Source organism: Dorea hominis, assembly GCF_014287705.1.
Lineage (GTDB): Bacteria > Bacillota > Clostridia > Lachnospirales > Lachnospiraceae > Dorea_D > Dorea_D hominis.
Genome location: NZ_JACOOY010000008.1, coordinates 1 through 25404 on the forward strand (window position 1 = coordinate 1; position 25404 = coordinate 25404).

23 protein-coding genes, 1 pseudogene and 1 other annotated feature are annotated in these 25404 nt (G+C 41.6%); of the genes and pseudogenes, 6 read left to right on the top strand and 18 right to left on the bottom strand.

Features of this window, described 5'->3' with window-relative positions:
- Positions 1 to 8 precede the first annotated feature (8 nt).
- The 10 genes from H8S07_RS07475 to H8S07_RS07520 form a co-directional block, all read right to left on the bottom strand.
- Positions 9 to 548 (bottom strand): capsid assembly scaffolding protein Gp46 family protein, encoded by a 540-nt coding sequence (locus H8S07_RS07475; protein WP_186855763.1) that lies wholly within the window; start codon positions 546 to 548, stop codon positions 9 to 11.
- Between the two features lie 268 nt (positions 549 to 816).
- A complete protein-coding gene (locus tag H8S07_RS07480) occupies positions 817 to 1158 on the bottom strand; it encodes a phBC6A51 family helix-turn-helix protein (protein WP_186855767.1) in 342 nt (113 codons plus the stop codon).
- An 11-nt stretch (positions 1159 to 1169) separates the two neighbouring features.
- On the bottom strand, positions 1170 to 1337 hold the full coding sequence (locus H8S07_RS07485) for a hypothetical protein (RefSeq protein WP_186855768.1): 168 nt from the start codon (positions 1335 to 1337) through the stop codon (positions 1170 to 1172).
- Positions 1330 to 1539 carry a hypothetical protein gene (locus tag H8S07_RS07490; RefSeq protein ID WP_186855769.1) on the bottom strand — a complete coding sequence of 70 codons (210 nt, stop codon included), beginning with the start codon at positions 1537 to 1539 and terminating at the stop codon, positions 1330 to 1332. The genes H8S07_RS07485 and H8S07_RS07490 overlap by 8 nt, the downstream gene beginning before the upstream one ends.
- A gap of 141 nt (positions 1540 to 1680) precedes the next feature.
- Positions 1681 to 2166: a hypothetical protein gene (locus H8S07_RS07495; protein WP_186855770.1), complete on the bottom strand. Its 486-nt coding sequence runs from the start codon at positions 2164 to 2166 to the stop codon at positions 1681 to 1683.
- Between the two features lie 16 nt (positions 2167 to 2182).
- Positions 2183 to 2581, bottom strand: coding sequence for a hypothetical protein (locus H8S07_RS07500; RefSeq protein WP_186855771.1), 399 nt, complete (start codon positions 2579 to 2581; stop codon positions 2183 to 2185).
- 125 nt (positions 2582 to 2706) lie between these two features.
- Positions 2707 to 4152 carry a DNA primase family protein gene (locus H8S07_RS07505; RefSeq protein WP_186855772.1) on the bottom strand — a complete coding sequence of 482 codons (1446 nt, stop codon included), beginning with the start codon at positions 4150 to 4152 and terminating at the stop codon, positions 2707 to 2709.
- Positions 4074 to 4424 carry a hypothetical protein gene (locus tag H8S07_RS07510; RefSeq protein ID WP_186855773.1) on the bottom strand — a complete coding sequence of 117 codons (351 nt, stop codon included), beginning with the start codon at positions 4422 to 4424 and terminating at the stop codon, positions 4074 to 4076. Before H8S07_RS07510 ends, H8S07_RS07505 begins: the two co-directional genes overlap by 79 nt.
- Positions 4411 to 4602: a MerR family transcriptional regulator gene (locus tag H8S07_RS07515; RefSeq protein WP_186855774.1), complete on the bottom strand. Its 192-nt coding sequence runs from the start codon at positions 4600 to 4602 to the stop codon at positions 4411 to 4413. The genes H8S07_RS07510 and H8S07_RS07515 overlap by 14 nt, the downstream gene beginning before the upstream one ends.
- A 50-nt stretch (positions 4603 to 4652) precedes the next feature.
- On the bottom strand, positions 4653 to 4841 hold the full coding sequence (locus H8S07_RS07520; RefSeq protein ID WP_186855775.1) for a helix-turn-helix domain-containing protein: 189 nt from the start codon (positions 4839 to 4841) through the stop codon (positions 4653 to 4655).
- A gap of 151 nt (positions 4842 to 4992) precedes the next feature.
- Here H8S07_RS07520 and H8S07_RS07525 point away from each other — a divergent pair, with 151 nt between their 5' ends.
- A complete protein-coding gene (locus tag H8S07_RS07525) occupies positions 4993 to 5382 on the top strand; it encodes a hypothetical protein (RefSeq protein ID WP_186855776.1) in 390 nt (129 codons plus the stop codon).
- Between the two features lie 125 nt (positions 5383 to 5507).
- The gene (locus H8S07_RS07530; protein ID WP_186855777.1) at positions 5508 to 6551 is read left to right on the top strand and encodes a site-specific integrase; all 1044 of its coding nucleotides are present in this window, start codon (positions 5508 to 5510) and stop codon (positions 6549 to 6551) included.
- 80 nt (positions 6552 to 6631) lie between these two features.
- On the opposite strand, the gene leuS is transcribed toward H8S07_RS07530, so the two are convergent.
- Together leuS and H8S07_RS14630 are read right to left on the bottom strand one after the other, a co-directional pair.
- Positions 6632 to 9061, bottom strand: a complete 2430-nt coding sequence (gene leuS, locus H8S07_RS07535) for a leucine--tRNA ligase (protein WP_117536723.1) — start codon at positions 9059 to 9061, stop codon at positions 6632 to 6634.
- A gap of 126 nt (positions 9062 to 9187) precedes the next feature.
- Positions 9188 to 9407: a binding site (T-box leader), on the bottom strand.
- 81 nt (positions 9408 to 9488) lie between these two features.
- Positions 9489 to 10106: pseudogene (locus tag H8S07_RS14630) on the bottom strand (P-II family nitrogen regulator); the annotation flags it as partial.
- Between the two features lie 359 nt (positions 10107 to 10465).
- Between H8S07_RS14630 and H8S07_RS07545 the strand changes: the two are divergent.
- Positions 10466 to 10888: an ATP-binding protein gene (locus H8S07_RS07545; protein WP_117536725.1), complete on the top strand. Its 423-nt coding sequence runs from the start codon at positions 10466 to 10468 to the stop codon at positions 10886 to 10888.
- Positions 10889 to 11040: 152 nt separating this feature from the next.
- Positions 11041 to 12414: a CapA family protein gene (locus H8S07_RS07550; protein ID WP_186855778.1), complete on the top strand. Its 1374-nt coding sequence runs from the start codon at positions 11041 to 11043 to the stop codon at positions 12412 to 12414.
- Positions 12415 to 12567: 153 nt separating this feature from the next.
- Here H8S07_RS07550 and H8S07_RS07555 read toward each other — a convergent pair whose 3' ends face one another.
- The 6 genes from H8S07_RS07555 to H8S07_RS07580 all read right to left on the bottom strand — a co-directional run bounded on the left by H8S07_RS07555 (position 12568) and on the right by H8S07_RS07580 (position 22455).
- Positions 12568 to 14487, bottom strand: a complete 1920-nt coding sequence (locus H8S07_RS07555; RefSeq protein WP_186855779.1) for an Ig-like domain-containing protein — start codon at positions 14485 to 14487, stop codon at positions 12568 to 12570.
- 312 nt (positions 14488 to 14799) lie between these two features.
- Positions 14800 to 15732: an AEC family transporter gene (locus H8S07_RS07560; RefSeq protein WP_117536728.1), complete on the bottom strand. Its 933-nt coding sequence runs from the start codon at positions 15730 to 15732 to the stop codon at positions 14800 to 14802.
- A gap of 18 nt (positions 15733 to 15750) precedes the next feature.
- Positions 15751 to 17403 carry a CvpA family protein gene (locus tag H8S07_RS07565; RefSeq protein ID WP_118520840.1) on the bottom strand — a complete coding sequence of 551 codons (1653 nt, stop codon included), beginning with the start codon at positions 17401 to 17403 and terminating at the stop codon, positions 15751 to 15753.
- A gap of 14 nt (positions 17404 to 17417) precedes the next feature.
- Complete coding sequence (locus tag H8S07_RS07570; protein WP_118520842.1) at positions 17418 to 18863, bottom strand: TrkH family potassium uptake protein; 1446 nt, start codon at positions 18861 to 18863, stop codon at positions 17418 to 17420.
- A gap of 14 nt (positions 18864 to 18877) precedes the next feature.
- Entirely contained in the window at positions 18878 to 20236 is a 1359-nt protein-coding gene (gene trkA, locus H8S07_RS07575; protein ID WP_021859539.1) for a Trk system potassium transporter TrkA, read from the bottom strand.
- Positions 20237 to 20379: 143 nt separating this feature from the next.
- A complete protein-coding gene (locus H8S07_RS07580) occupies positions 20380 to 22455 on the bottom strand; it encodes an elongation factor G (RefSeq protein WP_021859538.1) in 2076 nt (691 codons plus the stop codon).
- A gap of 227 nt (positions 22456 to 22682) precedes the next feature.
- On the opposite strand from H8S07_RS07580, the gene H8S07_RS07585 reads away from it, so the two are divergent.
- Both H8S07_RS07585 and aroA read left to right on the top strand, forming a co-directional pair.
- Entirely contained in the window at positions 22683 to 23780 is a 1098-nt protein-coding gene (locus tag H8S07_RS07585; protein WP_186855780.1) for a prephenate dehydrogenase, read from the top strand.
- Positions 23770 to 25116, top strand: coding sequence for a 3-phosphoshikimate 1-carboxyvinyltransferase (gene aroA / locus H8S07_RS07590; protein ID WP_186855781.1), 1347 nt, complete (start codon positions 23770 to 23772; stop codon positions 25114 to 25116). The genes H8S07_RS07585 and aroA overlap by 11 nt, the downstream gene beginning before the upstream one ends.
- Positions 25117 to 25404 lie beyond the last annotated feature (288 nt).

The window sequence follows — 25404 nt, forward strand, 5'->3', positions numbered from 1 at the left end:
ATTTACCTCTAACGTGCGTTCCTGGCAAATGCTGACCGGATCAAGTCCGACTCTGTTGCTCTGCCTCCAGTGCTCACCCTTGGAGCATTGCCCTTTAGCGCGTCCTTTACGCCCTGCGCAACTGCCGCTCTGAAAGTGGCTGTAACTTCGTCTAAACTCTTCTCGCTTTCTTCCTTGTCACTGTAGTTGATCAGATCAGCCAGCGCAACCGGTAAGCCCTCACTTGCAAGACGCTCTTTTGCGTCTGCTCTGAGTTCCCGCCTCAGCACGTCCCTTTCTCTTTTATCTAAATCGCTTTCCTGTTGATCATCATTAAACAACTTCGTCATTCTTTTTCGTTCAGCAGCGATCTTTTTTGCTATGATCCTGTCAAGGTCTTTATCCGTGTACTTCTTCTCCGGTTCCTGTCCCGGTTCGCCTTCTCCGGATCCGCTCTGGTCGCCCTGTGTTCCTTCCTGATCTTCTGCAGCGGAAGCCCCTGCACCATCTGCGCCACCTTCTGCGCCCTCGTCTGCGAATATCTGCAGCTTTCTAAGTAATTCCATCATGTTCATAGTCCCTTTCGATTTTATGCCTCCCGGCTCATTCATGCTTTTACCGTAGCACCTCACGCGATATTCTATCCCTCTTTTATCCGGTGGACGTACGTCCTACCAGGCACGCCCACCGCTTCAGGAGAAATAGTAGAATATGTGCAATACCAGCCACGCCAATAAAAAAGGCGCAGGAACAGTATTTAAACTATTCCCACGCCGTGTTATCAGCTTACACCTTTAAGGTGCGGTACTTGCATATTGCAGTATTATTATACCCGCTTTAGTCTCCGTAGTCAATCGTGATGTGTAAGTCTGTATCGATATTAGCATTTACATTGTCATCCGGCCGGAAGCCTGCACGGTCAAGCACATCCTTTGCCGCCAGCAGCCGCACCATCTCACTTCTTGCATTAAGTAACTGTAGCTCCGTGTTAAAAGCTTTTGCTACCGCCCCTCTCAAATTCTGCCGCATAAATTCTATGTATTCCGTCTGAAAGTCTTCGTTCTTCTTCCAGTTACAAATTGTAGCTTCCGTGACTTTCAGTTGCTCTGCTATCTCTTTTTGTGTCCGGTCGCCTAATGCCATCATTTCAATGCATTTCTTCTGTTTTGAATTTAGCACGCATGCACCCCCTATTCTTCAAATTCATTCAAATTTCCAATAGTTCCCGCCCAAATATAAGCCCTCTTGTATTTCCCTTTTGCCGGCTGAATCTTGACCCTTTCCACCACCGGAGTAAGAAGCTCTTTAACCGCTTCAAGCTCCTGATCCTGTTCATAAGATATTCTGATCTTAATCATCGGCGCACTCCTCAATAAAAGCGCACATAGTGCGAGCGTCTACCGGGAATATCCGGTATACTTTACTATTCCAGATCGCGTCCGGGACTCTGTTTGCCCTGCGTACTTCTCCCAGGAACAGCCCTTTCCCGCTGTTGTCTTCCTTGTATAACTCAATACTTACTCCGCTATCTACTTTTAAAAATAATTGACTAAACCACATGATTATTATCTTCCTTTCTTTTTTGTTCCCGCCGTCCGGTTCTGGTGTTGGTAGCACCGTTCCCGGAAGGGCGGTTATATACCCCTGTAACGCCGGGGCTCGCGGCTCAGGTATGTTATGTATAGTATTCTTAAGACCGTCCTACACCGCTCTTCTCTTCTTCCGTTCTGCTCGCTTACCATAAATAACGCCGGCGCGATACGCAATACATACAGCTGCATAAGGATCATACTTGCTGAAAATGTAATTAATGTAATCTCTTTGCGCATCATCTGTTATATTTTTGCACGCTTGAAAGTTCTTTTCTTTGTAAGCCCTGCATCTAATACAATTATTTAAAACTTCTCCCGCATCTTTCGAGTATTCAAATAGCATCTCTTGAAGTTTCTTCCTGTTTTCTCCTGTTGCGATTAAATAAGCTTCTACAATATCTACCCAAGCATCATATTTCTTGTTGGAGCTGTTCAATACGATCATATCGGCTTTTTCATCATAGAATAAAATAAGACTTCCTATATTAGATCCCGGTTCCCATTGTCCAAGAAAGCGCTGTACTTGCTTTATTGTCAGCTCTGCCAGACTACAACTTGCAATTCCCAATTCTTTGTTTACAATTCTATACATCATTTTTTTCTCCTTCCTACTATCCCGCGTCTACACTTCCACCAATGCGCAAGTAATGCGCTCCCTTGGCTTCTGCCGGCGCATATACTGGCGGTGCTATGTATCCGGTACATTCTGCCAGGGTATTAAGATCTTGCTCGATCTCCGCGCCTGTCTCTGCCAGCATGTCCAGTTTATCAGCGATCCGCTCCAAGGCGTCCGCTATTCGATCATTTTCTTTATATTCAAAACATTTAAAATTCTCTATTGTGCCCGCTTCGCACAATCCTAGTTCATCATCAAAAATGAAAGCTGCTGGATAGCCTGACTTATCAAAATTATCAAAGCCAAACGCTACTACTCGCTCTCTTATACATTCTTCCGGGGCACAGTCAAAAACTGCATATATTTCCGCATTACATGGTAAAACTCCTTTCATGTTTTCACTCCTTTCATCATTCACTCATATGGGATATGGAAAAATAAAGGCATTTTTTCATTAATATTTTTTTTCATTTCTTTATAGGCGTTATTAAAAAATAGGTGTTATTTTTCCATTTTCCATTACCACAGGTGCTCTTTAAGTTCATACTCAAAAACGTTATCTTGACCTATATAGTCTTTTATTTTAATATTTCTATTTTCAAGCTTTTCTTTAAATTTACGGCGTCCACAATGTTTATACCCGTTATCTCTCGTCCAGTTTTTATACTCATCAAATACGCTTTTGAACTTTGTTCTTGCGCCTTCAGACTTAATAAGGCACTCCCTAATAAATTCATTTATTAAATCGCTTTCGTCCCGGTACTTATCAAATAAAGCCTTTGATTTTGCAGGAATTTCAAACTTCCCAGCGTTATCTAACATCCTATAACCTTCGTAGCACCAATTGAATATACCGCTCAACGCTCCCGGCTTTATCAGCTTGCTTTTTAAGGTATTATCCCGGCTGTCCTGGTCAAAGTGTGCGTTGAAATTCAATAGGATCAAGCGATCACTTGAAAAAATTGTGTCATCCAATATCTTTGGTAAAAAATTTGTGTTGATCACAATCTTAAACGCCGGTATATATGTAAAAGAGTTCTGCCGGAGGAAACGCGCCTTGATCGGATCGCCGCCAGTCAGCGTTTTCACAAGATCAGAGTTCAACACCATATTTTCACCGGGTTCGGATACGCACACATAACGCGCACCGGCAAGGTTTGCGATTGACTCATTAGGTGCTTCGCTATTGCTATAAAAGCTCTTTGCTGTCAGGGATTCAGGGTTTAGAACCTTTGCATAATCTCCGTGCATTTTCATCATGGTACTGTTAAAAGTTCCTTTTCCGTTCCTTGTGCTCTTTCCGTAAAGCATGAAAAAACATTCAAATTGTGTCGTACCAGAAAGGCAGTACCCGGAAATCATCTGCAGGAGGTTCTTGCTTGCCCGGTCTTCTTTCATGACTTCATCAATAAACCGTTCCCATCGTTCACACTTTGCTTTTGGATCATATGCAACATTGGAGATCTGCGTTAGTAGATCGTCTGCGTTGTGCTCCTGAAGCTTTCCCGTCTTCAAGTTGAAAGTTCCATTCTGACAGTTGTACAGATATGATTTTTTATCAAACTCTGAAAACTCTATAAAATATACAGATTGCGCATCTTTTACCAGTTTTTCCCGTGGATTGTATCCGTTGAATTTGTTGTAATACTTCACATACTTTTCGCGCATTTCATCATCAGTTATCCTATTCGCTTTCTCGATCAAATTGATTGCAAACTTCTTTGCTAATCTTTTCGCATAAACTCCGTTCACGTCCTTTATCCAGACTTTACCGTTATAGTAGTAAAACACTCCCAATTCACGGACAAAACGCAACTTATTCTTGAACATATCCGCGTATAGTTTAGAGCTTCCAATATCTGTCAACGGATACTCCGTAAATTTTTCTAATACATCCCCTGTATCCAGTCCCCGGACGTCTGCACCGGTTCCGCTTCTTGCTTTTTCTGTTTCTTTTTCTTCCACTTATTCACTCCCTCATCTTTCCGCGCCTTAAGCCATACGGCCACGCTTTTATACATTTCATTTTGCTTCTGTTCCTGTTCTGCTACAGTGGCGTTGTAATACTCCTCTGCCCTGCTGCAGCCTGCTTCTTTCAGTAAGGCAATCGCTTCCGCTGTCGTTCCCGGATAACTCAGCTCGTAGCCGTACATTTTAACAAATGTTCGCCTTGTCAGAGTCAGGCGCTCCGGATCTCTGAACTGAGCAAGGAACGAATCTCGATTATTCTCCGGCATTGGCTGAACCTCCGTAGCACTTCTCATTGAAGTATGCTATTGGAACTCTGCCACGCATTACAACGTAGCCGCCTTTTTCAAGATCTGCGTTCATTTTCCTAATGATTTCGTATGCCTTGGAAGGACTGCAGCCGATCAACTCAGCCACTTCCTGCGCTGAATAAAATACGCTTTTCACTGTTATTCCTCCTTTGCTTCTTTTCACTTCTCACGCCTTGCCCGTTGTGATTAGTTTTCAATGATTTCAGTTACATCAACGCCCAGAGCCTCAGCAATCTTTCCGGCTGTCTCTGGTCGGACATTCTTCCGCTCTGCTCTGTAAAGCGTATCCCGTGGAATACCAGCGGCAACAAGGTCTTTAATACTCATGCACGCATTGGCGCGAGCAAGTAAATATTTTTTCCTGTCGATTTTCATTCTGTATCACCTCTTTTCAATACGATTTTTCGTATTGGTTATTATGATATACTAATTTTCGTATTTGTCAATAATTTTTTATGATTTTTCGTATTTTTGTTTGATAATGTTTTTCTTGCGTGTTAATATTATTCATACAAGGAGGTAGAAAATGGGATACATCGAAGACGAATTACGAAAATTAATAATTAAACGCTACGGCAGCCTAAAAAGTTTTTCAGATATAACCAAGATTCCTTATACTACGCTTGCTAGTATCTTTCAAAGAGGTATTTCTAATGCTAAAGTCACCAATATAACAAAAATCACCGAGGAACTTAATATAGATACAAATGAATTAGTTTCTGGAAAAATCGCTCCAGCTTATACAGCGGAGCCCCTAACTAAAGAGCAAGAAGAAATACTTGAAAAATATGGGAGTTATCCACCTTTAGGAATTCGCGCAACGCACTTTGACGGAAACGAATATACAGACGAAGAACTTACAGAAATTAGACGTTTTGCAGAATATATAAAAAGTAAACGGAATAACCCCGATTAATCCAGGAATAACTAATATTTTTCCCAGATTTGAGAATAACGTCGCGAAACACGACGCTAAAACTTTATATTCTTTTCACTTCTCACGCCTTGCCCGGTTTAAGAGAAAAAGGAGAATATAGAAAAATGCCAAGCTATAAAGACGATAAAAATAACACCTGGTACTGTAAATTCTATTACACGGATTGGACGGGGAAGAAGCGCCAGAAGTTAAAACGAGGGTTTAAGCTGCAGCGAGAGGCTAAAGAGTGGGAAAGAATATTCCTGGATCAGTTCGCCAAAAGCCCGGATATTACTTTTATAGCCTTGTATGAGAAGTACAAGGCTTACTATATCCCAAGGGTAAAGGAAAGCACTGCAGCCACCAAACTACCAATGATAGAAAAGCATATCCTGCCATTCTTCAAAAACAAGGTTCTGTCCGACATTGCTCCGGCAGATATAGCAGAATGGCAAAATGAAATCCTATCCAAAAACTTAAGCGATACTTATATGAATCAGCTTAATATTGTATTATCATCTGTTTTTAATTATGCTGTTGATTACGTGGGACTTCAAAAGAACCCTTGCGGAAAGAAGATAGGCAGCAGGAAGACGCGCAAGCTGTCTTTCTGGACCCCTGACGAATACAAACTATTTATTGATCAGCTCCGGAACAACATCCAGTACTTTACAGTATTTGAGATCTTATATTATACCGGAATGCGAGAGGGTGAGCTTCTCGCCCTGACGCTTAATGATGTGGACTTTGCAAAGAATCAAATTCATATTAATAAGACTTACTACCGCATTACCGGGAAAGATCTGATCAACACGCCCAAAACGGAAAAAGGCTGTAGAACGATAGATATACCGGTATTTCTTGCGGAAGAAATACGCGAATATTCCAGGCGCCTATATAAACCAGATCCGGAAGCCCGGCTTTTCCCTTTGCGTCCGCAATACATCAGAAGCGCGCTACAGAAAGCGGCAGCAAGTGCCGGAGTGGAAATAATAAGAGTTCATGACATTAGGCATTCTCACGCTTCACTGCTTATTAATCTCGGTGCGAATCCTGTTCTTGTTGCTGATCGGTTGGGGCATGAATCGCCGGATATTACTTTAAAAATATACTCGCATTTATTCCCGCACAGCCAGAAAGAAATTGTATCAAAAATTCAAAAACTATGATTTTAGTATCATTTTAGTATCAACAAAGCAAAAAAAAGAGGTCAGTTCCCTATATTTCAAGGGTTCTGGCCTCTTAATTATTATTTCATTACAATATTAATGATCTTCTTCGGTACATAGATCTCTTTGATGATATTTCCGGTCAGTTTGTCTGCAATTGCTTCTTTTCCTGCTGTAATCGCTTCTTCTTTGCTGCTTTCTGCTGCAATAGAGATAACTGCTCTTGTCTTACCATTGATCTGTACAGGTACCTGGATTTCATCATCTTTCATGGCTTCTTCATCGTATGTTGGCCATCCGGCTTTGAATACACTGCCTTCATGACCTAACTGCTCCCAAACTTCTTCTGCGATATGAGGTGCAAATGGTGAAAGCAGTACTGCCATTGTAGATAATGTCTCTGTATCGATTCCGCCTGCTTTTTTCGCAATCTCGATCAGTTTGTTATTATGCTCCATAAATCCGGAAATCGCTGTATTCAGGCTGAAGCTTTCCAGACGGGTTGTGATATCTTTTGCAAGCTTATGACGTTCTTTGATCATCTCTTTGGTAGCTTCGATGTTTGCATCTTTGCTGTCCATAACCAGATTCCAGAATCTCTTCAGGAAACGGTTTACTCCGTCAATACCACGGTCATCCCACTCAGCATCTAACTCCGGTGGTCCTACAAAAAGTTCATACATTCTCAGGGAATCGCATCCGTAATCTCTTACAAGATCGTCAGGAGATACAACATTTCCCTTGGATTTACTCATCTTGATACCGTTCTTACCTGTAATCATTCCCTGGTTGAACAATTTGTGGAATGGCTCATCAAAGTCAATCACTCCAATATCACAAAGGAATTTGGTATAGAAACGGGAGTATAAAAGATGCAGTACCGCATGTTCCACACCACCGATATACATATCTACCGGAAGCATTGCGTCTGCTTTCTCTCTGGATACTAATTCCTTATCGTTATGGTTATCTACATATCTCAAGAAATACCATGAAGATCCGGCCCACTGTGGCATTGTATTTGTCTCTCTCTTCGCATCAGCGCCACACTGCGGGCATTTACAATTTACCCACTCGTCAATTGCAGCAAGCGGAGATTCTCCTGTTCCTGTCGGCTCGTAGGACTCTACATCCGGCAGACGTAACGGTAGTTCTTCTTCCGGTACCGGAACATTACCACATTTTGGACAGTGTACGATCGGGATTGGTTCTCCCCAGTATCTTTGACGTGAGAATACCCAGTCACGCAGTTTGTAATTAACAGTAGCTCGACCAATTCCACGTTCTTCGATAATGTGTGGTGCTTCTTTTTTCAGTACAGAAGATTCCATACCATTCCACTCACCGGAATTAATCATTGTTCCGGAAGCTTCTGTGTATGCTTCTGTCATATTTTCAATTTCTTTTCCGTCTTTTGCGATAACCTGGATGATCGGGATGCCGAATTTTGTTGCAAATTCAAAGTCACGGTCATCGTGAGCCGGTACACACATGATTGCTCCTGTACCATAATCTGCAAGTACATAATCAGATAACCAGATTGGTGTCTTCTCGCCATTTAACGGGTTGATTGCATAACTTCCTGTAAATACACCTGTCTTTTCCTTATCCTGCATACGGTCTACATTAGACTTCATGGATGCATCGTAAATGTACTTCTCAACTTCTTCTCTTGTCTCATCTGTAGCCAGACTCTTTGCAAGTTCATGCTCCGGAGCCAGTACCATAAAGGTTGCTCCATATAATGTATCTGGTCTGGTTGTATATACTGTGATCTTTTCTTCTCTTCCTTCTACCGGGAAGTCAACTTCTGCACCATAAGATTTACCAATCCAGTCGGTCTGCATCTTCTTAACTTTCTCAGGCCAGTCTAATTTGTCCAGATCATTTAAAAGTCGGTCTGCATATGCTGTGATTTTTAACATCCACTGCCGCAGATTCTTCTTGGTAACTTCTGCTCCGCAGCGTTCACATTTACCATTTACAACTTCTTCGTTTGCAAGACCTGTCTTGCAGGACGGGCACCAGTTGATTGGGAACTCTTTCTCATATGCAAGGCCCTCTTTGAACATCTTCACGAAAATCCACTGTGTCCACTTATAGAAATTCGGATCTGTTGTATTTACTTCACGATCCCAGTCATATAAAGCTGCGATCTCGTTGATCTGTCTCTTGATATTTTTAATATTTGCTTCTGTGGAAATAGACGGATGTACACCCATCTTAATTGCATAGTTCTCAGCCGGAAGTCCGAATGCATCCCATCCCATCGGATGAATGATGTAATAGCCCTGCTGCAATTTATAACGGCTCCATACATCAGAGATTACATAACCTCTCCAGTGTCCTACATGAAGTCCATTTCCTGATGGATATGGGAACATATCCAGACAATAATATTTCTCTCTTTTGCTTCCGTCATCGTTCGTTGTCACATTGACCGGGTTCTTTTCCCAGTTTTCGCGCCATTTTTTCTCGATTGCCTTATGATTATAAGGGATCTTTGACATCTTTCCATTCCTCCTGTTTTCTAAATAACTTTTTATGTTTGATTTCCACCTTCAGAGCCTGCCGGAGGCTTTTTGTATAATAGAAACTGAAATTCTTATTATATAAAAATATAAGCCTCCTCATCTCTAAGAGACGAAAAGGCTTGATTTCCGTGGTACCACTCTTCTTCACCCGGATATACCGGATGCACTCATTCACTTCTGTAACGGGAAGACCCGCTATTATCTACTCCTGTTCAATAATAGAACTCCGAGGCGAGTTGGGAGATTACGCTTGCTGTCTCACACCAACCGACAGCTCTCTGAAAAACGATGATCTCTTAATATTCCTCTTCAACGTTTCTGCGTTATTCCCATCTATTATATGAAGAATGTTAAAATAAGTCAACCCCTATCTTAAGATTGCACCACTCCAAAACGATATTTTTTATTCTACATCTTTCAGCGCATCCAGATCTTCTTCTCCGGTACGGACTTTAATGACTTTCTGTACGTTGTAAACAAAGATCTTGCCATCTCCGACACGTCCTGTATATAATGTTTTCTTTACGGTTTCTACTACTTTTTCAACCGGAATACTTCCTATTATTACTTCAACTTTTACCTTCGGAAGCACTGTTACATCCATTTCTACACCACGATATTTTTCTCCGGCGCCTTTCTGGATACCGCATCCCATAACCTGTGTTACAGTCATTCCGGTTACGCCAAGTGTATTTAATGCATTTTTCAGTTTTTCATAACGGGAAAGTTTTGCAATAATTACAACTTTATGAATACCTGTCTCTGCATCTACAGGCGTAGTTACCTTCACTGCCGCTGCACGCTGTACTTCTGATGCCGCATCATAATCGCTCTCACCAAGTTCTGTATTTTCATTTACATTCATACCTGCGCCTGTAACATCCATTAAACTGAATCCTGCATAAGCAGAAGAAAGTCCATGTTCCGTTGCATCCAGACCGATAATTTCCTCTTCTTCCGAAACCCGAAGTCCCAATGTTCTATCGACCACTTTAAACACGATCGTCATTGTAACTGCTGTCATTATCTCTTTTGTCATAATCGTCCTCCTTCTCTCATTACCTGTCTGAAAAATCATGAAATAAAGAAAGGCATGGATTTCTGTCGCCGACATACAAAAAAACACACCTTTGTGTTCTTTATCCCTGTAATGATTATCAGAAAGCAAAGGCGCTTCGAGAATAATCTCGAAGCGCCTTTGCTTTCATGCGGTTTAGTTTAGTGTACGTTTTTTCAGTTGTCAAGTCGTATGTACAATTTTCAGAATTTTATATAAAAATCTAAAAAATAGTTGTTCCTTTTCGTCATTTCGTGTATAATAAGCTCAAGTACTCATACTGATATTATTCAGTAAATCTGATACATAAAGGAGAGTTTGCCATGGTAAATTTATTAACAGGCCCAAAAGGCAGCGGAAAAACACAAACAATGATTGAGCAGGCTAATGCGCAGGCTAAGAGATGCAACGGAAATGTTGTTTTTATCAAAAAAACACATCGCGACACAGCAAGTGTAGCATTTGATATCCGTACAATCTGTATGGATGATTTTCCAACAATTACTAACACAGATGAATATATCGGATTCTTATATGGTATGTACAGTTCTAACCATGATATCGAGTGTATCTTTATCGATGGTATTTTAAAACATGCTGACATTTCTCTGGAAAATATTCCGGAATTTATCGAACGACTGAAAAAACTCTCTAGCGAATGCAACATTGACTTTTATGTAAGCATCAGTGCTGCCAAAGACGATTTATCCGCAGTTAATACTGACGGTTGCACATTTTTAAATTAATGATCTGATCAGGACAACAGCAGGCGGCTTTTTGTATTCAGAAGCTGCCTGTTTTTATATGATAGGAAATTGCATTCCCCATCATGTAAAAAACCTCCGGCAGGATGCGCATTATAACGCTTATTTAAAAGAATGAAAAAGAGGAACAAACAATGGACAAGAACGAAAGACAAAGACTGAGGCGCCGCCGACGGAAGCTTAGAAGAATCTATCTTCACGTCAGACGCGCTGTTGTAATTCTGATTCTGCTTCTGATCTGCTTTGGAATCTTTTCCGGAATCAAAGCAATTGTACATGCAATTACCGGCTCCAGTCCGAAGACGGAACAGACAGCTCAGAAAAAGAAGGCACCTTCAATTGACACTTCCGGTGTAACCGTGAATGAATTTACGATCAAAGGAAAGAGTAATCCTTCCACAACTTCCCTGACTATAAGTTCCATGGGAGATTGTACACTTGGTACAGATGAACATTTTGATTCTTCGACCAGCCTGCCGGCTTACTATAATCAATACGGCGCTGATTATTTCTTCAAAAATGTAAAATCCATTCTGGAAAAGGATGATCTTTCTATTGTGAATTTTGAAGGAACACTGACTACAGAGACAACGAGAGAAAATAAAAGTTACGCCTTCAAGGCGCCACCGGAATATGCACAGATTCTGTCAAACAATTCGGTAGAAGCTGCCAATACAGCGAACAATCACAGCTCTGATTACGGCGAACAGAGTTATACCGATACAATCAAAAACCTGACCGATGCCGGTATCGCTCCATTCGGATACGATACCGTTGATATCATTAAAATCGGCAAGATCAAAGTCGGACTTACCGGTATTTATGAACTGAATGATCATCTGGATCGCGAAGAACAGGTAAAACAGAATATCCAGGCTTTAAAAGAACACGGCGCAAATCTGATCATTGCAAATTTCCACTGGGGAACGGAAAAAGAAACCAGTCCGGACACGAACCAGCAGACACTTGCACACCTGGCAGTAGATCAGGGTGCTGACCTCGTTATCGGACATCACCCACATGTTTTGCAGGGTATTGAATACTACAAAGGCAAATCCATTGTCTACAGTCTTGGAAACTTTTGTTTTGGCGGAAACTCCAACCCAGCTGATAAGAATACGATGATCTATCAGCAGACATTCTCTTTCAAAAAGGGAAAAGTTCAGAAAAATGCGAAAGAAAATATCATTCCTTGCTCAATCTCTTCCACATCAGTACGCAACGATTATTGCCCGACACCACTAGAAGGAGATCAGAATCAGGCACTTCTGGATCTGATTAAAAACTATAACGAAGCGATTGCAAACGGAGAATTTAAAACACCTGCAAGCGACAGTTCCGATTCTACTTCCGGAACGACAGATACCACATCTGACACTTCATCAGATGCCGGCTCAGACAGTTCCACGGATAGTTCGCCGGACAGCGCATCGGATTCTTCCGGCAGCGGCACAACAGACTCGACAGGTACAACGGATTCCTCTACTGATACTGTAGATGGATTGTAGAATCCTAAATTTTTATAAGAACACTTACCGATGTCCCAAGTATTGAAGACTGTCTTCATTTGGACTGTAATGGCACAAAAGAACCGGCACACACGCGCCGGTTCTTTTTCTACCACTTTTTGTGTTAATCTCTAAGTCAGTTTTAATCTTCTTTTATTTATCATCTGCCTGAGCATCTGTCTGGGAAGGCTCTTCTGTTTTCACAGTCTTCTCTGCTTTTTTTGTGCTCTGTACTGCCTGCTTCTCTGTGACAGTTACAGTGTAAGATGTATTTCTTCCTGAGAAATCTGTTGCAATCATCTTAATATTCACTGTACCTACGCCAACAGCTGTTACATTTCCATCTGCATCTACAGTTGCAACATTGGTATTGTTAGATTTGAAACGTACAGTTGGAAGTGTTCCACTTGCAGGGAAGATATGAATATCACTATTCTTATAAGTATCTCCTACCTGAAGTTTTACATCCATATTTGTATACTCAAAGCTGCTGCATGTTCTTGCCTGTTCCGGTGTCAGCATCTGGATCGCATTGTGCTCCAGATCTCTGGTCCACTGCCACCAACCTCCATCATACAGACTTACTTTCCAGCCTTTTTCATATGCCATCAGAAGAGGCATTGTTGCTCTCCATCCTGTTCCACAGAAGAAGCACACCTCATTTGTCGGATATACATAGCTATCTGCCATAAAACCTTTGAATCTCTCATAAGAAATCAAAGTTCCGTCCGCATTCATATATTCTTCCATTGTGTTCGCATCATTCCCTGCACGTCCGAATACTGCTCCGGCAATCTCACCTTTTTCCTGAAGCATCGGATAGTTTCCATCCGATAATCCCTTGAACTCATCCAGGCTTCGGATACTTACAAGACGGAAATTCTTATCATTTGCAAGTTTATCTTTCAGTTCTTCTTTGGAAACAATATATTCCGGATGTGCCGGAACTGTTGTTCCGAAATCATAATTTGCATCTGTTACAGGTGTATTAACTTTTGTCTCTACTTCATATCCTGCATTTTTCCAGTTTGTAAGCGAACCATTTAACACTTTTACATTTTCAACTCCACAATACAGGAAACAAAATGCTACACGCTCTGTTGCCGGATGTGCACCATATAAGATTACCATGGTATCTTTTGTAATATTATATTTTTTCAATAATGCAGCCAGTTCTGCAGGCTCATGCAGATTTCCAAGATTCTCATCTGTATAGTCAATTGTATTATTTGCATATGCCGCATAAGTACTTGACTCTACCTGACGCACAGAGCAGTGATAAGCTCCTGGAATATGTCCTTCATTATATGGCGCAGCCTCTGTAGATGTATCAAGAATCACATAATTCTTGGATTCTTCCTGTTTTCCATCCATAACGCTCTTAATGTATGCAGGTGATACAAATACATCTGTTTTCTTTGCGCTTGGAACTTCTTCCGGTTTTGTCTCTGCTTTCTTTACTGTTACAGTTGTTTTTGCTGTCAGATATTTACCCTTGCTGTTTTTCTGAGTCAGCTTTGTTGTAATTACCGTTTTACCAGCACTTTTTGCTGTTACCGTTCCTGTGGAAGATACAGTTGCAACTTTTGTATTGCTGCTACTGAATTTTACAGGTGCATATACTCCCGCCGGACTTACTGTTGCCTTAACAATTGCTTTCTTTCCATTTGTAAGACTGAGAGCTGCCGGAATGGATACCTTACTTGGTTTCAGATCTTTTACTTTCAGTTTTACAGAAGCTTTTACTTTCTTGTTTACTTTGGATGTTGCTGTGATCGTTACACTTCCGGTTTTCTTTCCTTTTACTGTACCTTTGCTGGATACAGAAGCAATTTTCGTATTACTTGACTTGTATGTAACGCTTCTGCTTGCATTCTTCGGGCTGACACTTTTTACAGAAATCTTTGTTGTCCCCTTCACATCAATAACTTTGCTGGAAACCGACGATGTTACGGTCAATTTTTTCGGTTTCACAGTTGCTGCCTGTGCATCCACAGATGCAACTCCTGCGGATGTTACCGTTACTGCCACAGCAGCCATAACGGCAAGTGCTTTCTGGATTCTTCCTCTCATAATCCTTCCTCCTTTTTTCGTACAAGTGGTATTCTTTCATTATAGTGGTTTGTTGATTTTTTAACCAATCGGTATTATTGATAATCAACTCTATATATTCGTGTTTCCTATAATTGTTTTTCCATATAATTCTTCAATCCAAATCCATTCTCTGATTTTACTTCGAAATCGTCTTGTAAAAATACCCCCTTACTGGTTCGTCCAGTAAAGAGGGTACATATCATTTTCAACGGCTCTTCCTTCTTTGTTATTTTATTAAACTATTTTTACTGCAAAATCTGCCACTGACAGCCTCCACTAAATGTTATAGGTTTAAAAGAAACTCTCGTACAGCATCACCATACATGGCATTGTGATAATACAGAATATCACTGACATCACATTGATGACACTTGCGTATTTGACATCCTGGTCGTAAATCTGTGCAAGCTGCGTTACCATTGCTGCAACTGGTGCGGCTGTTGCGAGAAATACGATCATAAGAATATATTCTGCATCCGGGTGTATTTCCATACTGCCAAGAACTCCAAATGCGACTGCACCGATCACCGGATAAAAGATTAACCGGATAAAACAGATCAGATACGGCCGCTTCTGACGGAACACCCACTTTAAATCAACATTTCCAATCACCATTCCGATTACCAGCATACTTGCCGAACTGATCATATCTCCGAAACTGCTTACACATGTTCCGATCACTTGTGGAAGCCGAATCCTGGATATGAACATAAGCATTCCAAGAAACATAGCAATCATATTCGGATTCAGGAATATCTCTTTATAATTCTTTTCGTCTTTTTTGCTGATGATTCCGACTGCATGCGTCCAGAGTAGTACAGTCTGTACCAGATTATAAGCGGTTGTATAAAATACCCACTCTTTTCCAAGAACATTCCCTACCAACGGGATGAGCAGATACCCTGAATTTGAATAAATGACAGATGCCTTCTCAATCCGGTTAAAATGCAGTGGTTTTTCCATTAGCTTCGTCCCACCAATCATAACAATATGAACACAAATTGCTGCCACAACAGCAATCAATAATCCTTGTAATTTATCATCGGTTAACTCAATCTGAAACGCATCAATAATTACGCAGGGAGAACAGATGTAAACTACCATATTGGAAATGATCTTGCTGTCTGTCTCCTTGAATAATCCAATCTTGACAATGATATATCCAACAATCATTGTCAGAAACATGGATAAAATTTGTTCTGCCAGTAAGATGCTTAGTTCCATTCTGTTCTCCCTTTTTATCTATTTGTTTATATTCTCTGTATCCTTATCCTGTGTATTGCTTTCTTTGTCAGTCTCCGTTTTAAGAGACATTACTGTATTCGCCTTATCGCCTTCTTTGTACTCCAGTGAAATCGTCTGTCCGACTTCGCATTTTACGATATCGATAAAATCTACAACCGATGTATCAAAAATGTCATCGGATCCTTCCAACATAACATAGTAATGTGATGTTCCATCTATGACTGCCTGTGCAATCTTCGTGATCTTACCGGTAATCTTCTTCACATCCCGTGTGTCTTTTTCTGCTTTTTTGATACCATTCTCACCAAGCAGATTCCGGTAATTCTCTTCACACTGACTGACACTATCACCAATCGCTACAATCTGGTATTTATGGACATTTACCATAGCATACTTTTTCACCAGGCCGGCATCATCCTTTAATGCAATAAAGTAAGTCGGTTCCTTGGAAATGTTAAGCAGCAGCGGAAAGGTTGCCTCGTACTTTAAGTTCTGCACCTGACCTTCCGCTGAAGACATCGCTGACGCTTCGGTTGCGCCTTCTACCGTATAGTACTTCGTCTCCATCGTCCGCTGGTTGGCTAATACAAAGCCGACATTAGACTGGTCGCCATTGACAGATGTCACACCTGTATACATCCAGACATCATCATCCAGTGCAAGATAATTATATCCATCCGTTGTCTCCAGACAGTCCTTCTGACTCAGCACACTGTTCAAAAATCCATGTTTCAATGTGCCATAATAGTCAAAGAGCTGTACAAGAATATCTGCCGAATACGCACGGTCTACCCATGACGGTACATCCTTGATGTCATATGTCTTCGTTTCACCAGTTACTGCGTTACAGAGTACGACTTTTCCGACTGTTTCACCACCGAACAGACCGATGTTATATTTCTTCACCGGTGCAATCCAATATGGTACTCCGGCTTCATCAATCTCAAAACTTAACTCTCCGTATATATAAGTCGGATGTGCAAATCTTAAGTGACGGTAAATATTACGGTTCAGATGTTCACTGGTCGTATACTTGATTCCTTCTTTTAATTTCACAAGTTCTGTTGTCTGTGTAGCCATATTGATCCGGATATATGCCGGAATTCCTTCTCTGCGGTTTGTAAACCACTTGATCAGATTCGCATATTTCAGTGGCGTTACACGGACCGGATTATTCTTGTAATTGATCTGGCTGTAAATATCATCTGCCTCAAACTGAGATACCATATCTACCATACTTCCCATCTTACGATCTCCGAGAAGTGCTGCAGTATCTTTATCCAGAAGCGGAATTCTGTCATAAGACAATTCTTTTACATCTTTACTGAACTCTCCAGTCTTCACTTTCATCAATTTCTGATATTTTTTCGCATTGATGATCGGGGATGACAGTACAGAACCTGCCAGATACACAATTCCAAACACAACCAACAGTCCGATCATGGAACGTAAAATCTTATTCGTCCCAAGTTCCACACGTGTTACACGCTTTCTGACCGCATAGTAAATGATCAGGACAACAAACAGTGTCATCACAAAAAACCATGTCTGCGCCGAATGAATATTGACTGCCGGAATTGACACATAATAATAAATCGCCGCAATCGCCAGCAAAATAACAACAATCGCAAATTTACTTCTCTTTTTCATAACACCCTCCCATTCTAAAATTTCTTTCTCCAAGATATTGATGTAAAGAGCATCAGGAATGGAAAGATTTCCAGACGTCCAATCAACATATCCATACAAAATACCAGTTTTGAAAATGGAGAAAACTGTGCAAAGTTTCCTGCCGGACCAGATACACCAAGTCCCGGGCCGATATTATTCAAAGTTCCCATTACAGATCCGAAGTTTGTGGCAAAATCAAAATCATCTATAGAAACCAATAATACGGATAACCCGGCAATTCCCGCATATGCAACCAGATATACGAATACATTCTGTACAATGTCCGGATTCATCTTCTTGCCATTTATACGGATCAGGTTGACAGATTTCGGATGGACCATCTGTTTCAGTTCTTTCTTAATACTCTTAACAACAATCAAGAATCTTGAAACTTTGATACCACCGCCTGTGGATGAAGCACACGCACCAATGATCATTAGTATGATGATGATCGTCTGTGACATCGTCGGCCATTTCATATAATCGGCCGTCGAGAATCCGGTTGTCGTAATAATGGATGCGACCTGAAATGCCGCATACCGGAATGCCTTTAACGGATTGCCATATATCGATGTAATATTCCATGTGATCAAGGCAATCGCTGTTGCTATGATCGCCAGATACGTCCGCAGTTCTTCATTTTTCCATACCGGTTTGAACTGTCTTAACAACAACAGATAAAACAGGTTAAAATTGATACCGAACAGGATCATAAATACCGTGATCACACCGTCAATATATGCACTGTCAAGCTGTCCGATACTATTAGCATAGTTCGAAAATCCTCCGGTTCCTGCAGTACTGAATGCATGGATAATACTGTCAAATGGGGACATACCACCAAAAAGCAGCAATACAATTTCTACTGCTGTCAGTGCAAAATACATTCCATATAAAATTCTCGCTGTTGCCATCGCTTTCGGCACAAGCTTATCTTTCTCTGGTCCCGGTACTTCCGCACGCATCAGATACATCGTATTCTTCTTATCTAGAGAAGTCAGAACCAGTACAAATACAAGCACGCCCATACCACCGATCCAGTGTGTGAAGCATCTCCAGAAATGCATACAGTGTGACAGCGATTCAATATCATTTAAAATTGTAGAACCTGTTGTCGTAAATCCGGATACTGTCTCAAAAAATGCATCCAGATAATTCGGGATATATCCTCCCAGCGTAAACGGAATTGCTCCAAACATCGACCATAAAATCCATGCACTGGCAACGATGATCATACCTTCTTTTGCATAAATCTTCGTTTTATTCGGCTTTCTGATTCCGAATATAATATAAATCAATGCCAATATTGTTGCCGGAAATAAAAAGCAGGCTCCGCTTTTTTCTCCATATAAAAGTCCGACAAAAGCAGGAAGGAGCAAAAGCACACCTTCTACTCCCATCATTTTTGCCAGAATATATAAAATCATTCTTCTATTCATATTTCCACCGGCTCCTATAAAAGTATCTCATTCAGATTGCGGATCACATGATTCTTCGTAACGACAATAACGCTGTCACCAACTTTCATCGTTGTATCACCATTCGGGATGATAACCTGGCGATGTCTGCCGATACATGCAATCAGTGTATTTTTCTTTGTTCTTAGCTCTTTCAGTGGGACGGATGTATATTCACATTCCTTTCGAATGATAAATTCCTGCGCTTCTACTTTTCCGTTCACAAGACGATACATCGTCTCTACATTGGCATTACTGTAAGAATTCTTACGGGCACGAACATATCGCATGATCGCATCCGCCGTTGCACTCTTCGCCGAAATAATACTGTCAATGCCGAGTCCTTCCACCATCTGTGCCCTGGAATCTTCATTTACTTTTGCAATAATCTTATTCACGCCCTGCGTCTTTGCGAATAGAGATAAAATAATATTCTCTTCATCAAGACCAGTCAGTGAAACCATCGCATCTGCTTCGGCAATTCCTTCTTCCAGCAGCAGATCATGATCTGTTGCATCACCATGAATGATCGTTGCCTTTGGAAGTAATTCACAGAGATTCTCACATTTTTTTTCTTTGATCTCAATGATCTTCACCTGCATTCCTGCCTGCAGAAGCTGATTTGCAAGATAGAAGCATAAATGCCCTCCTCCGCAGATCAGAACATTCTTCACACGAGTACGCTTTCTTCCTAATGATTTGAAAAATGATTTCAGATCCTGATGTGCGGCCGCGATATGTAACTTGTCTCCTTCTCTTAAGACAAAATCACCATCCGGAATGTAAACTTCTCCTTTGCGCTTTACTGCACATACCAGTACTTTGATCTGGAATTTCCGGTACAGCTCTGAAAGTGCGATATCCACCAGTGGACTGTTCTCACGTACCGGATATTCAACAAGTTCTACTTTTCCCTTCATAAAAGTCTCAACTTTACTCGTCTCCGGGAACAAAAGCACACGGGCAATCTCATTCGCCGCAGTCAGCTCCGGATTAACCGCCATACTCAGATGCAGGTCTTCCTTCAGAAGATCCATCTGTCTGTAGTAAATTGGGTTGCGTACTCTGGCTATCGTGTGTTTTGCTCCTAGCCTTTTTGCCAGAAGACAACTTAGCATATTCATCTCGTCCGTTGATGCGCATGCAATTACCAGATCTGCATGTGGTACGTCCGCCTGTTTCTGAACCTCTGCATCTGCACCGTTACCGGTAATGCAGAAAATATCAAGCTGGTTCAACGCGGCTTTTAACTTGCCTTCGTTCTGGTCAATCAGCACAATATCGTAATCTTCTTCCGATAATTGGACTGCCAGCTTATGGCCAACCTTTCCATCACCAATGATTACTATTTTCATTTTTCTTTCCTCACATATATTCCTTTGACAAAATTTCTTTCCTAATATAAATAGCAACCACGATTATAGCACTTTTAATATAAGAAAAAAAGCCCTTCCCAGAGCTTTTTTTCTTATTTCATAATCAAATTTTTATCAAAGATTTATTCTTCTGCTGTTCTCTTTGCAATCTCTGCTTCCTGAATGTCTGAAGGAGCCTGCTCATAACGTGCAAATTCATAAGAATAATTGCCACGTCCACCGGTCATGGAACGAAGTGTTGTGCAGTATCCAAACATACCTGTCATCGGAACATCAGCGATAATCTCCTGATATCCGCCGCTTAATGGATTCATACCAAGCACACGACCTCTTCTCTTATTCAGATCACCCATAATATCTCCGGTATAATCATCCGGAACTGTAACTTTCACAGAAGCGATTGGCTCTAAAAGAACCGGCCCGGCTTCCATGAAGCCTTTCTTAAATGCCTGGATCGTTGCTGTCTTGAATGCCATCTCAGAAGAATCTACCGGATGGTAAGATCCATCATACAGAACTGCTTTCACACCTACAACCGGATATCCTGCCAGAGGCCCTTTAAGTACAGATTCCTGAAGACCTTTTTCAACTGCCGGGAAGTAGTTCTTCGGAACAGCTCCGCCCACAACTTCTTCTTCGAATACATAAGGTGTCTCCTGATCTCCGGATGGTTCGAATCTCATCTTGACATGTCCATACTGTCCATGTCCGCCGGACTGTTTCTTATACTTCGTATCTACGTCTGATTTCTTCTTAATTGTCTCACGGAATGCCACTTTCGGTGTCTCCAGTGTGATCTCACATTTGTATCTTGCAGCAAGTTTGCTTGCCGTCACTTCCAGATGCTGGTCACCCATACCATAGATCAGTGTCTGACGGTTCTCACTGTCGTTAACACTCTTAAGTGTCACATCTTCTGCCATCATCTTCTGCAGCGCCTGGGATACTTTATCCTCATCGCCTTTGTTCTTAACAACATATTTCATATATGTATATGGTTTGGAATATTCTGTTTTTCCAAACATCAGCGGCGTTGTCTTTGCTGAAAGTGTATCACCGGTCTTTGTATTGGCAAGTTTGGCGATCGCACCGATATCACCCGCAAATAATTCGCTGACTTCTACCGGTTTGTTGCCTGACATTGTATAAATCTTGCCAAGTTTGGCTTCTGCTTCGGACTCTGCATTGTAGAGCACATCGTCCCCCTTTAATACACCGGAGCATACTTTTACGAAAGAATATTTTCCGATAAACGGATCTACCATAGTTTTGAAGACATATGCGGATTTTGCTTTTGCGAAATCATAATCTGCTTCATAGATCTCGTTCGTCTTACGGTTAATGCCGGCGCATTTTCTGCTGTCCGGGCTTGGGAAGAATCTTACAATATCTGAAAGGAGGTTTGCAACTCCCTGTGCCTGGATATTCGATCCCATAGCAACCGGAACGATATCTCCGTCCATAACTTCTGTTCTCATTGCAGAACGAATCTCCTCTACAGAAAACTCTTCTCCTGCAAAATAACGCTCCATAAACTCATCACTTGTCTCCGCAACTGCTTCTAACAATTTCTCACGGTAGATCTCCAGGTTTGGTTTACAGTAATCCGGGATCTCGCACTCTTCTCTCTCTCCGATACCAGTATAACGTCTTCCTGCATTCTTAATAATATTAACGTACCCAACTAACTTCTCATTCTCACGGATTGGTTGGAAATGCGGTGCAATCACTTTACCATACTTATCTGTCAGATCCTGTACTACCTGACGGAAACTTGCATCATCCACGTCCATCTCTGTAACATATACCATACGAGGCAGATTATATTTGTCACATAATTCCCATGCTTTCTCTGTTCCAACCTCAACACCTGCTTTTCCAGAAACAACGATAACTGCTGCATCTGCTGCACTGACTGCTTCTTCTACTTCTCCGACAAAGTCAAAATATCCCGGTGTATCGAGAACATTGATCTTCGCTTTCTCCCATTCGATCGGTACCAGTGATGTGCTGATTGAGAACTGTCTCTTCTGTTCCTCTTTATCAAAATCACTGATCATATTACCGTCTGCAACTTTTCCCATACGAGTAGTTGCCCCTGATACATAGGCCATGGCTTCCACAAGACTTGTCTTACCGCTTCCTCCATGTCCTAATAGAACAACATTTCTAATCTCATCCGTCCTGTATACTTTCATATTAAGCTGCCTCCTTACTATAGTAAATTATCATGGGTATATTGTACTAAATTTTCTGACTAATTACAACTCTTTTATACATTTTTTACAATTTTCTTTCTTTACTTTTTCACTTTAAAGCATCATAGCATTGACAAACACAAAAAAAGAAAATATAATAAATTTCAGAAGTTTCAAAGCCTGTTTTTTCAATCCAATAACAGGCTTTATCTATGGAAGGAGTTACTATGGACAAACAGAAAATCGGATTCATCGGTCTTGGTCTGATCGGTGGTTCTATTGCGAAAGCGATACGCCAGTATTTCCCGGATTACGAGATCATTGCATTCGACAAAAATAAAGAAGCGCTGGCACTCGCTACACAGGAATCTGTGATCGACGTTGCAGCGACTACGATTGATGATAATTTCTATTACTGTTCTTACATATTTTTATGTGCACCGGTTTCTTTTAACAGTGCATATCTGAAGCAGCTTACCTGCTATATGCATGAGGACTGTATTCTTACAGATGTTGGAAGTGTGAAAACAAACATCCACGAAGAGGCAGAAACTCTGGGGCTTGGTAAATATTTTATCGGAGGACATCCTATGGCAGGTTCCGAGAAGAGCGGTTACAGCAATTCCAAAGCAATGCTCATTGAAAATGCTTACTATGTGCTGACACCATCTGTAGAAGTTTCCGATGAAAAGGTAGCGCGCTATGAATCATTTGTCACTGCACTGAAAGCACTGCCGGTAATTCTGGACTATAAAAAACACGACTACGTAACCGGTACGATCAGTCACCTGCCGCACATTATTGCAGCAAGTCTTGTCAACTTTGTAAAAGATACCGATACGAAAGACGAGCTGATGAAGCATCTTGCCGCCGGAGGATTCAAAGATATCACAAGAATCGCCTCTTCCTCTCCGACAATGTGGCAGAATATCTGCACACAGAACAAGGAGAATATCAGCCAGATCCTTGGATCCTATATTAAAACACTTACAAAAGCAAAAGAACTGGTAGACGACGGAGACGAACAAGGTGTTTACAATCTTTTTGATTCTTCCCGTACTTACCGGAACTCGATCAGTGAAACATCGGCAGGTCCGATCAAGAAAAATTTTGCCGTTTACTGTGACATCATTGATGAAGCAGGTGGAATCGCAGCAATTGCAACTATCCTTGCTTCCAATAATCTCAGTATTAAAAATATCGGCATTGTACACAACAGAGAATTTGAAGAGGGGGTTCTGCGTATAGAGTTCTACGATGCGGCTTCACAGGAAAAAGCCGGCGCACTCTTGCAGAAATTCAGGTATATTGTTTATGAGCGTTAAAGAAATCTATCCAGTAAAAGGTTTAAGAGGCGAAGTTACGATTCCGGGCGACAAATCGATCTCCCATCGTTCCATCATGTTAGGAGCAATCTCTCTTGGCACAACAGAGATCACACATTTTCTGAAGGGAGCCGACTGTCTGTCAACCATCGACTGTTTCCGGAAGATGGGCATTGAAATAGAAGAAACACCACAGAGTATCCTTGTCCACGGCAAAGGACTTCACGGTCTGTCTGCACCTGCCGACATTCTGAACGTCGGAAACAGCGGTACAACAACCCGGTTGATGTCCGGTATTCTTGCCGGACAAAATTTTGCTTCTGTTATGTCCGGTGATGATTCTTTAAATTCCAGACCGATGGGAAGAATTATGACTCCGTTAAATCTGATGGGGGCAAATGTTACGAGTATAGTCGGAAATAACTGTGCTCCGCTTCGCATCACACCGGGGAAGATTCACGCAATCTCCTATACATCACCGGTTGCCTCTGCGCAGGTAAAATCCGCAGTTCTTCTTGCCGGGCTTTACGGTGACGGTACTACTTCGGTGACAGAACCGGCGCTTTCCCGAAACCACACAGAACTGATGTTACAAAGTTTCGGCGCCGAAGTCGCTTCTACTATGCACCCGGACGGAAGTGCAACTGCCAGCGTAGAACCATGTGAACAGCTTTACGGACAGAAGATCTGTGTGCCGGGTGACATTTCTTCCGCTGCATATTTTATCGCTGCAGGGCTTCTCGTTCCAGACAGTGAACTGCTTGTAAAGAATGTCGGCACGAATCTTACCCGCGCCGGATTTTTAGAAGTCTGCAAAGGCATGGGCGCTGATATCACACTGTTAAACCAGACTTACGAGGGCGGCGAAGGCCGTGCTGATGTGCTTGTCCGCACCAGCCATTTAAAAGGCACTACTATTGAAGGAAATCTGATTCCGACGCTGATCGATGAGATTCCGATTCTTGCAGTTATGGCATCACAGGCGGAAGGCCCAACCATCATCAAAGATGCTGCTGAATTGAAAGTAAAAGAAACGAACCGTATCGATACTGTTACAGAAGGTCTCCGTGCGATGGGCGCCACTATTACTCCGACGGAAGACGGCATGATCATTCCGGGTTCCAGCCCGCAAAGCGGTGGACAGCCATTAAAAGGCGCTAAGATTAACAGTTATCTTGATCACCGGATTGCCATGTCATTTGCAGTTGCTGGGTTAATCGCAGACGGTACAACACAGATCCTGGACAGCCAGTGCGTGGATGTGTCTTATCCTGACTTCTTCCAGTCGCTGGAAAACTGTATGGAAGAACAAAGAATGTGCCTTGGCACATTCTAGCGCCTGCGGCGGTCGCTTGCGACATCATCATTGTACGCCGCAGTGCGCATCCTGCCGGAGGCTTTTTATATAATAGGAAATACAATTTCCTATTATATAAAAAAGAATATGCCACCGGCAGCTTCTTATCCATTATATCTTGCAGCAAAATGCTATAAAAACACTATAAGCACAGCCATCATGACTGTGCTTTTTTTGATGCACATACATTGTTACAAAAGCGTCCAATCTCGCTTATGATTTGAATATTTATACAACCCTTTGTATGAATTTCATTGAATTTCACTT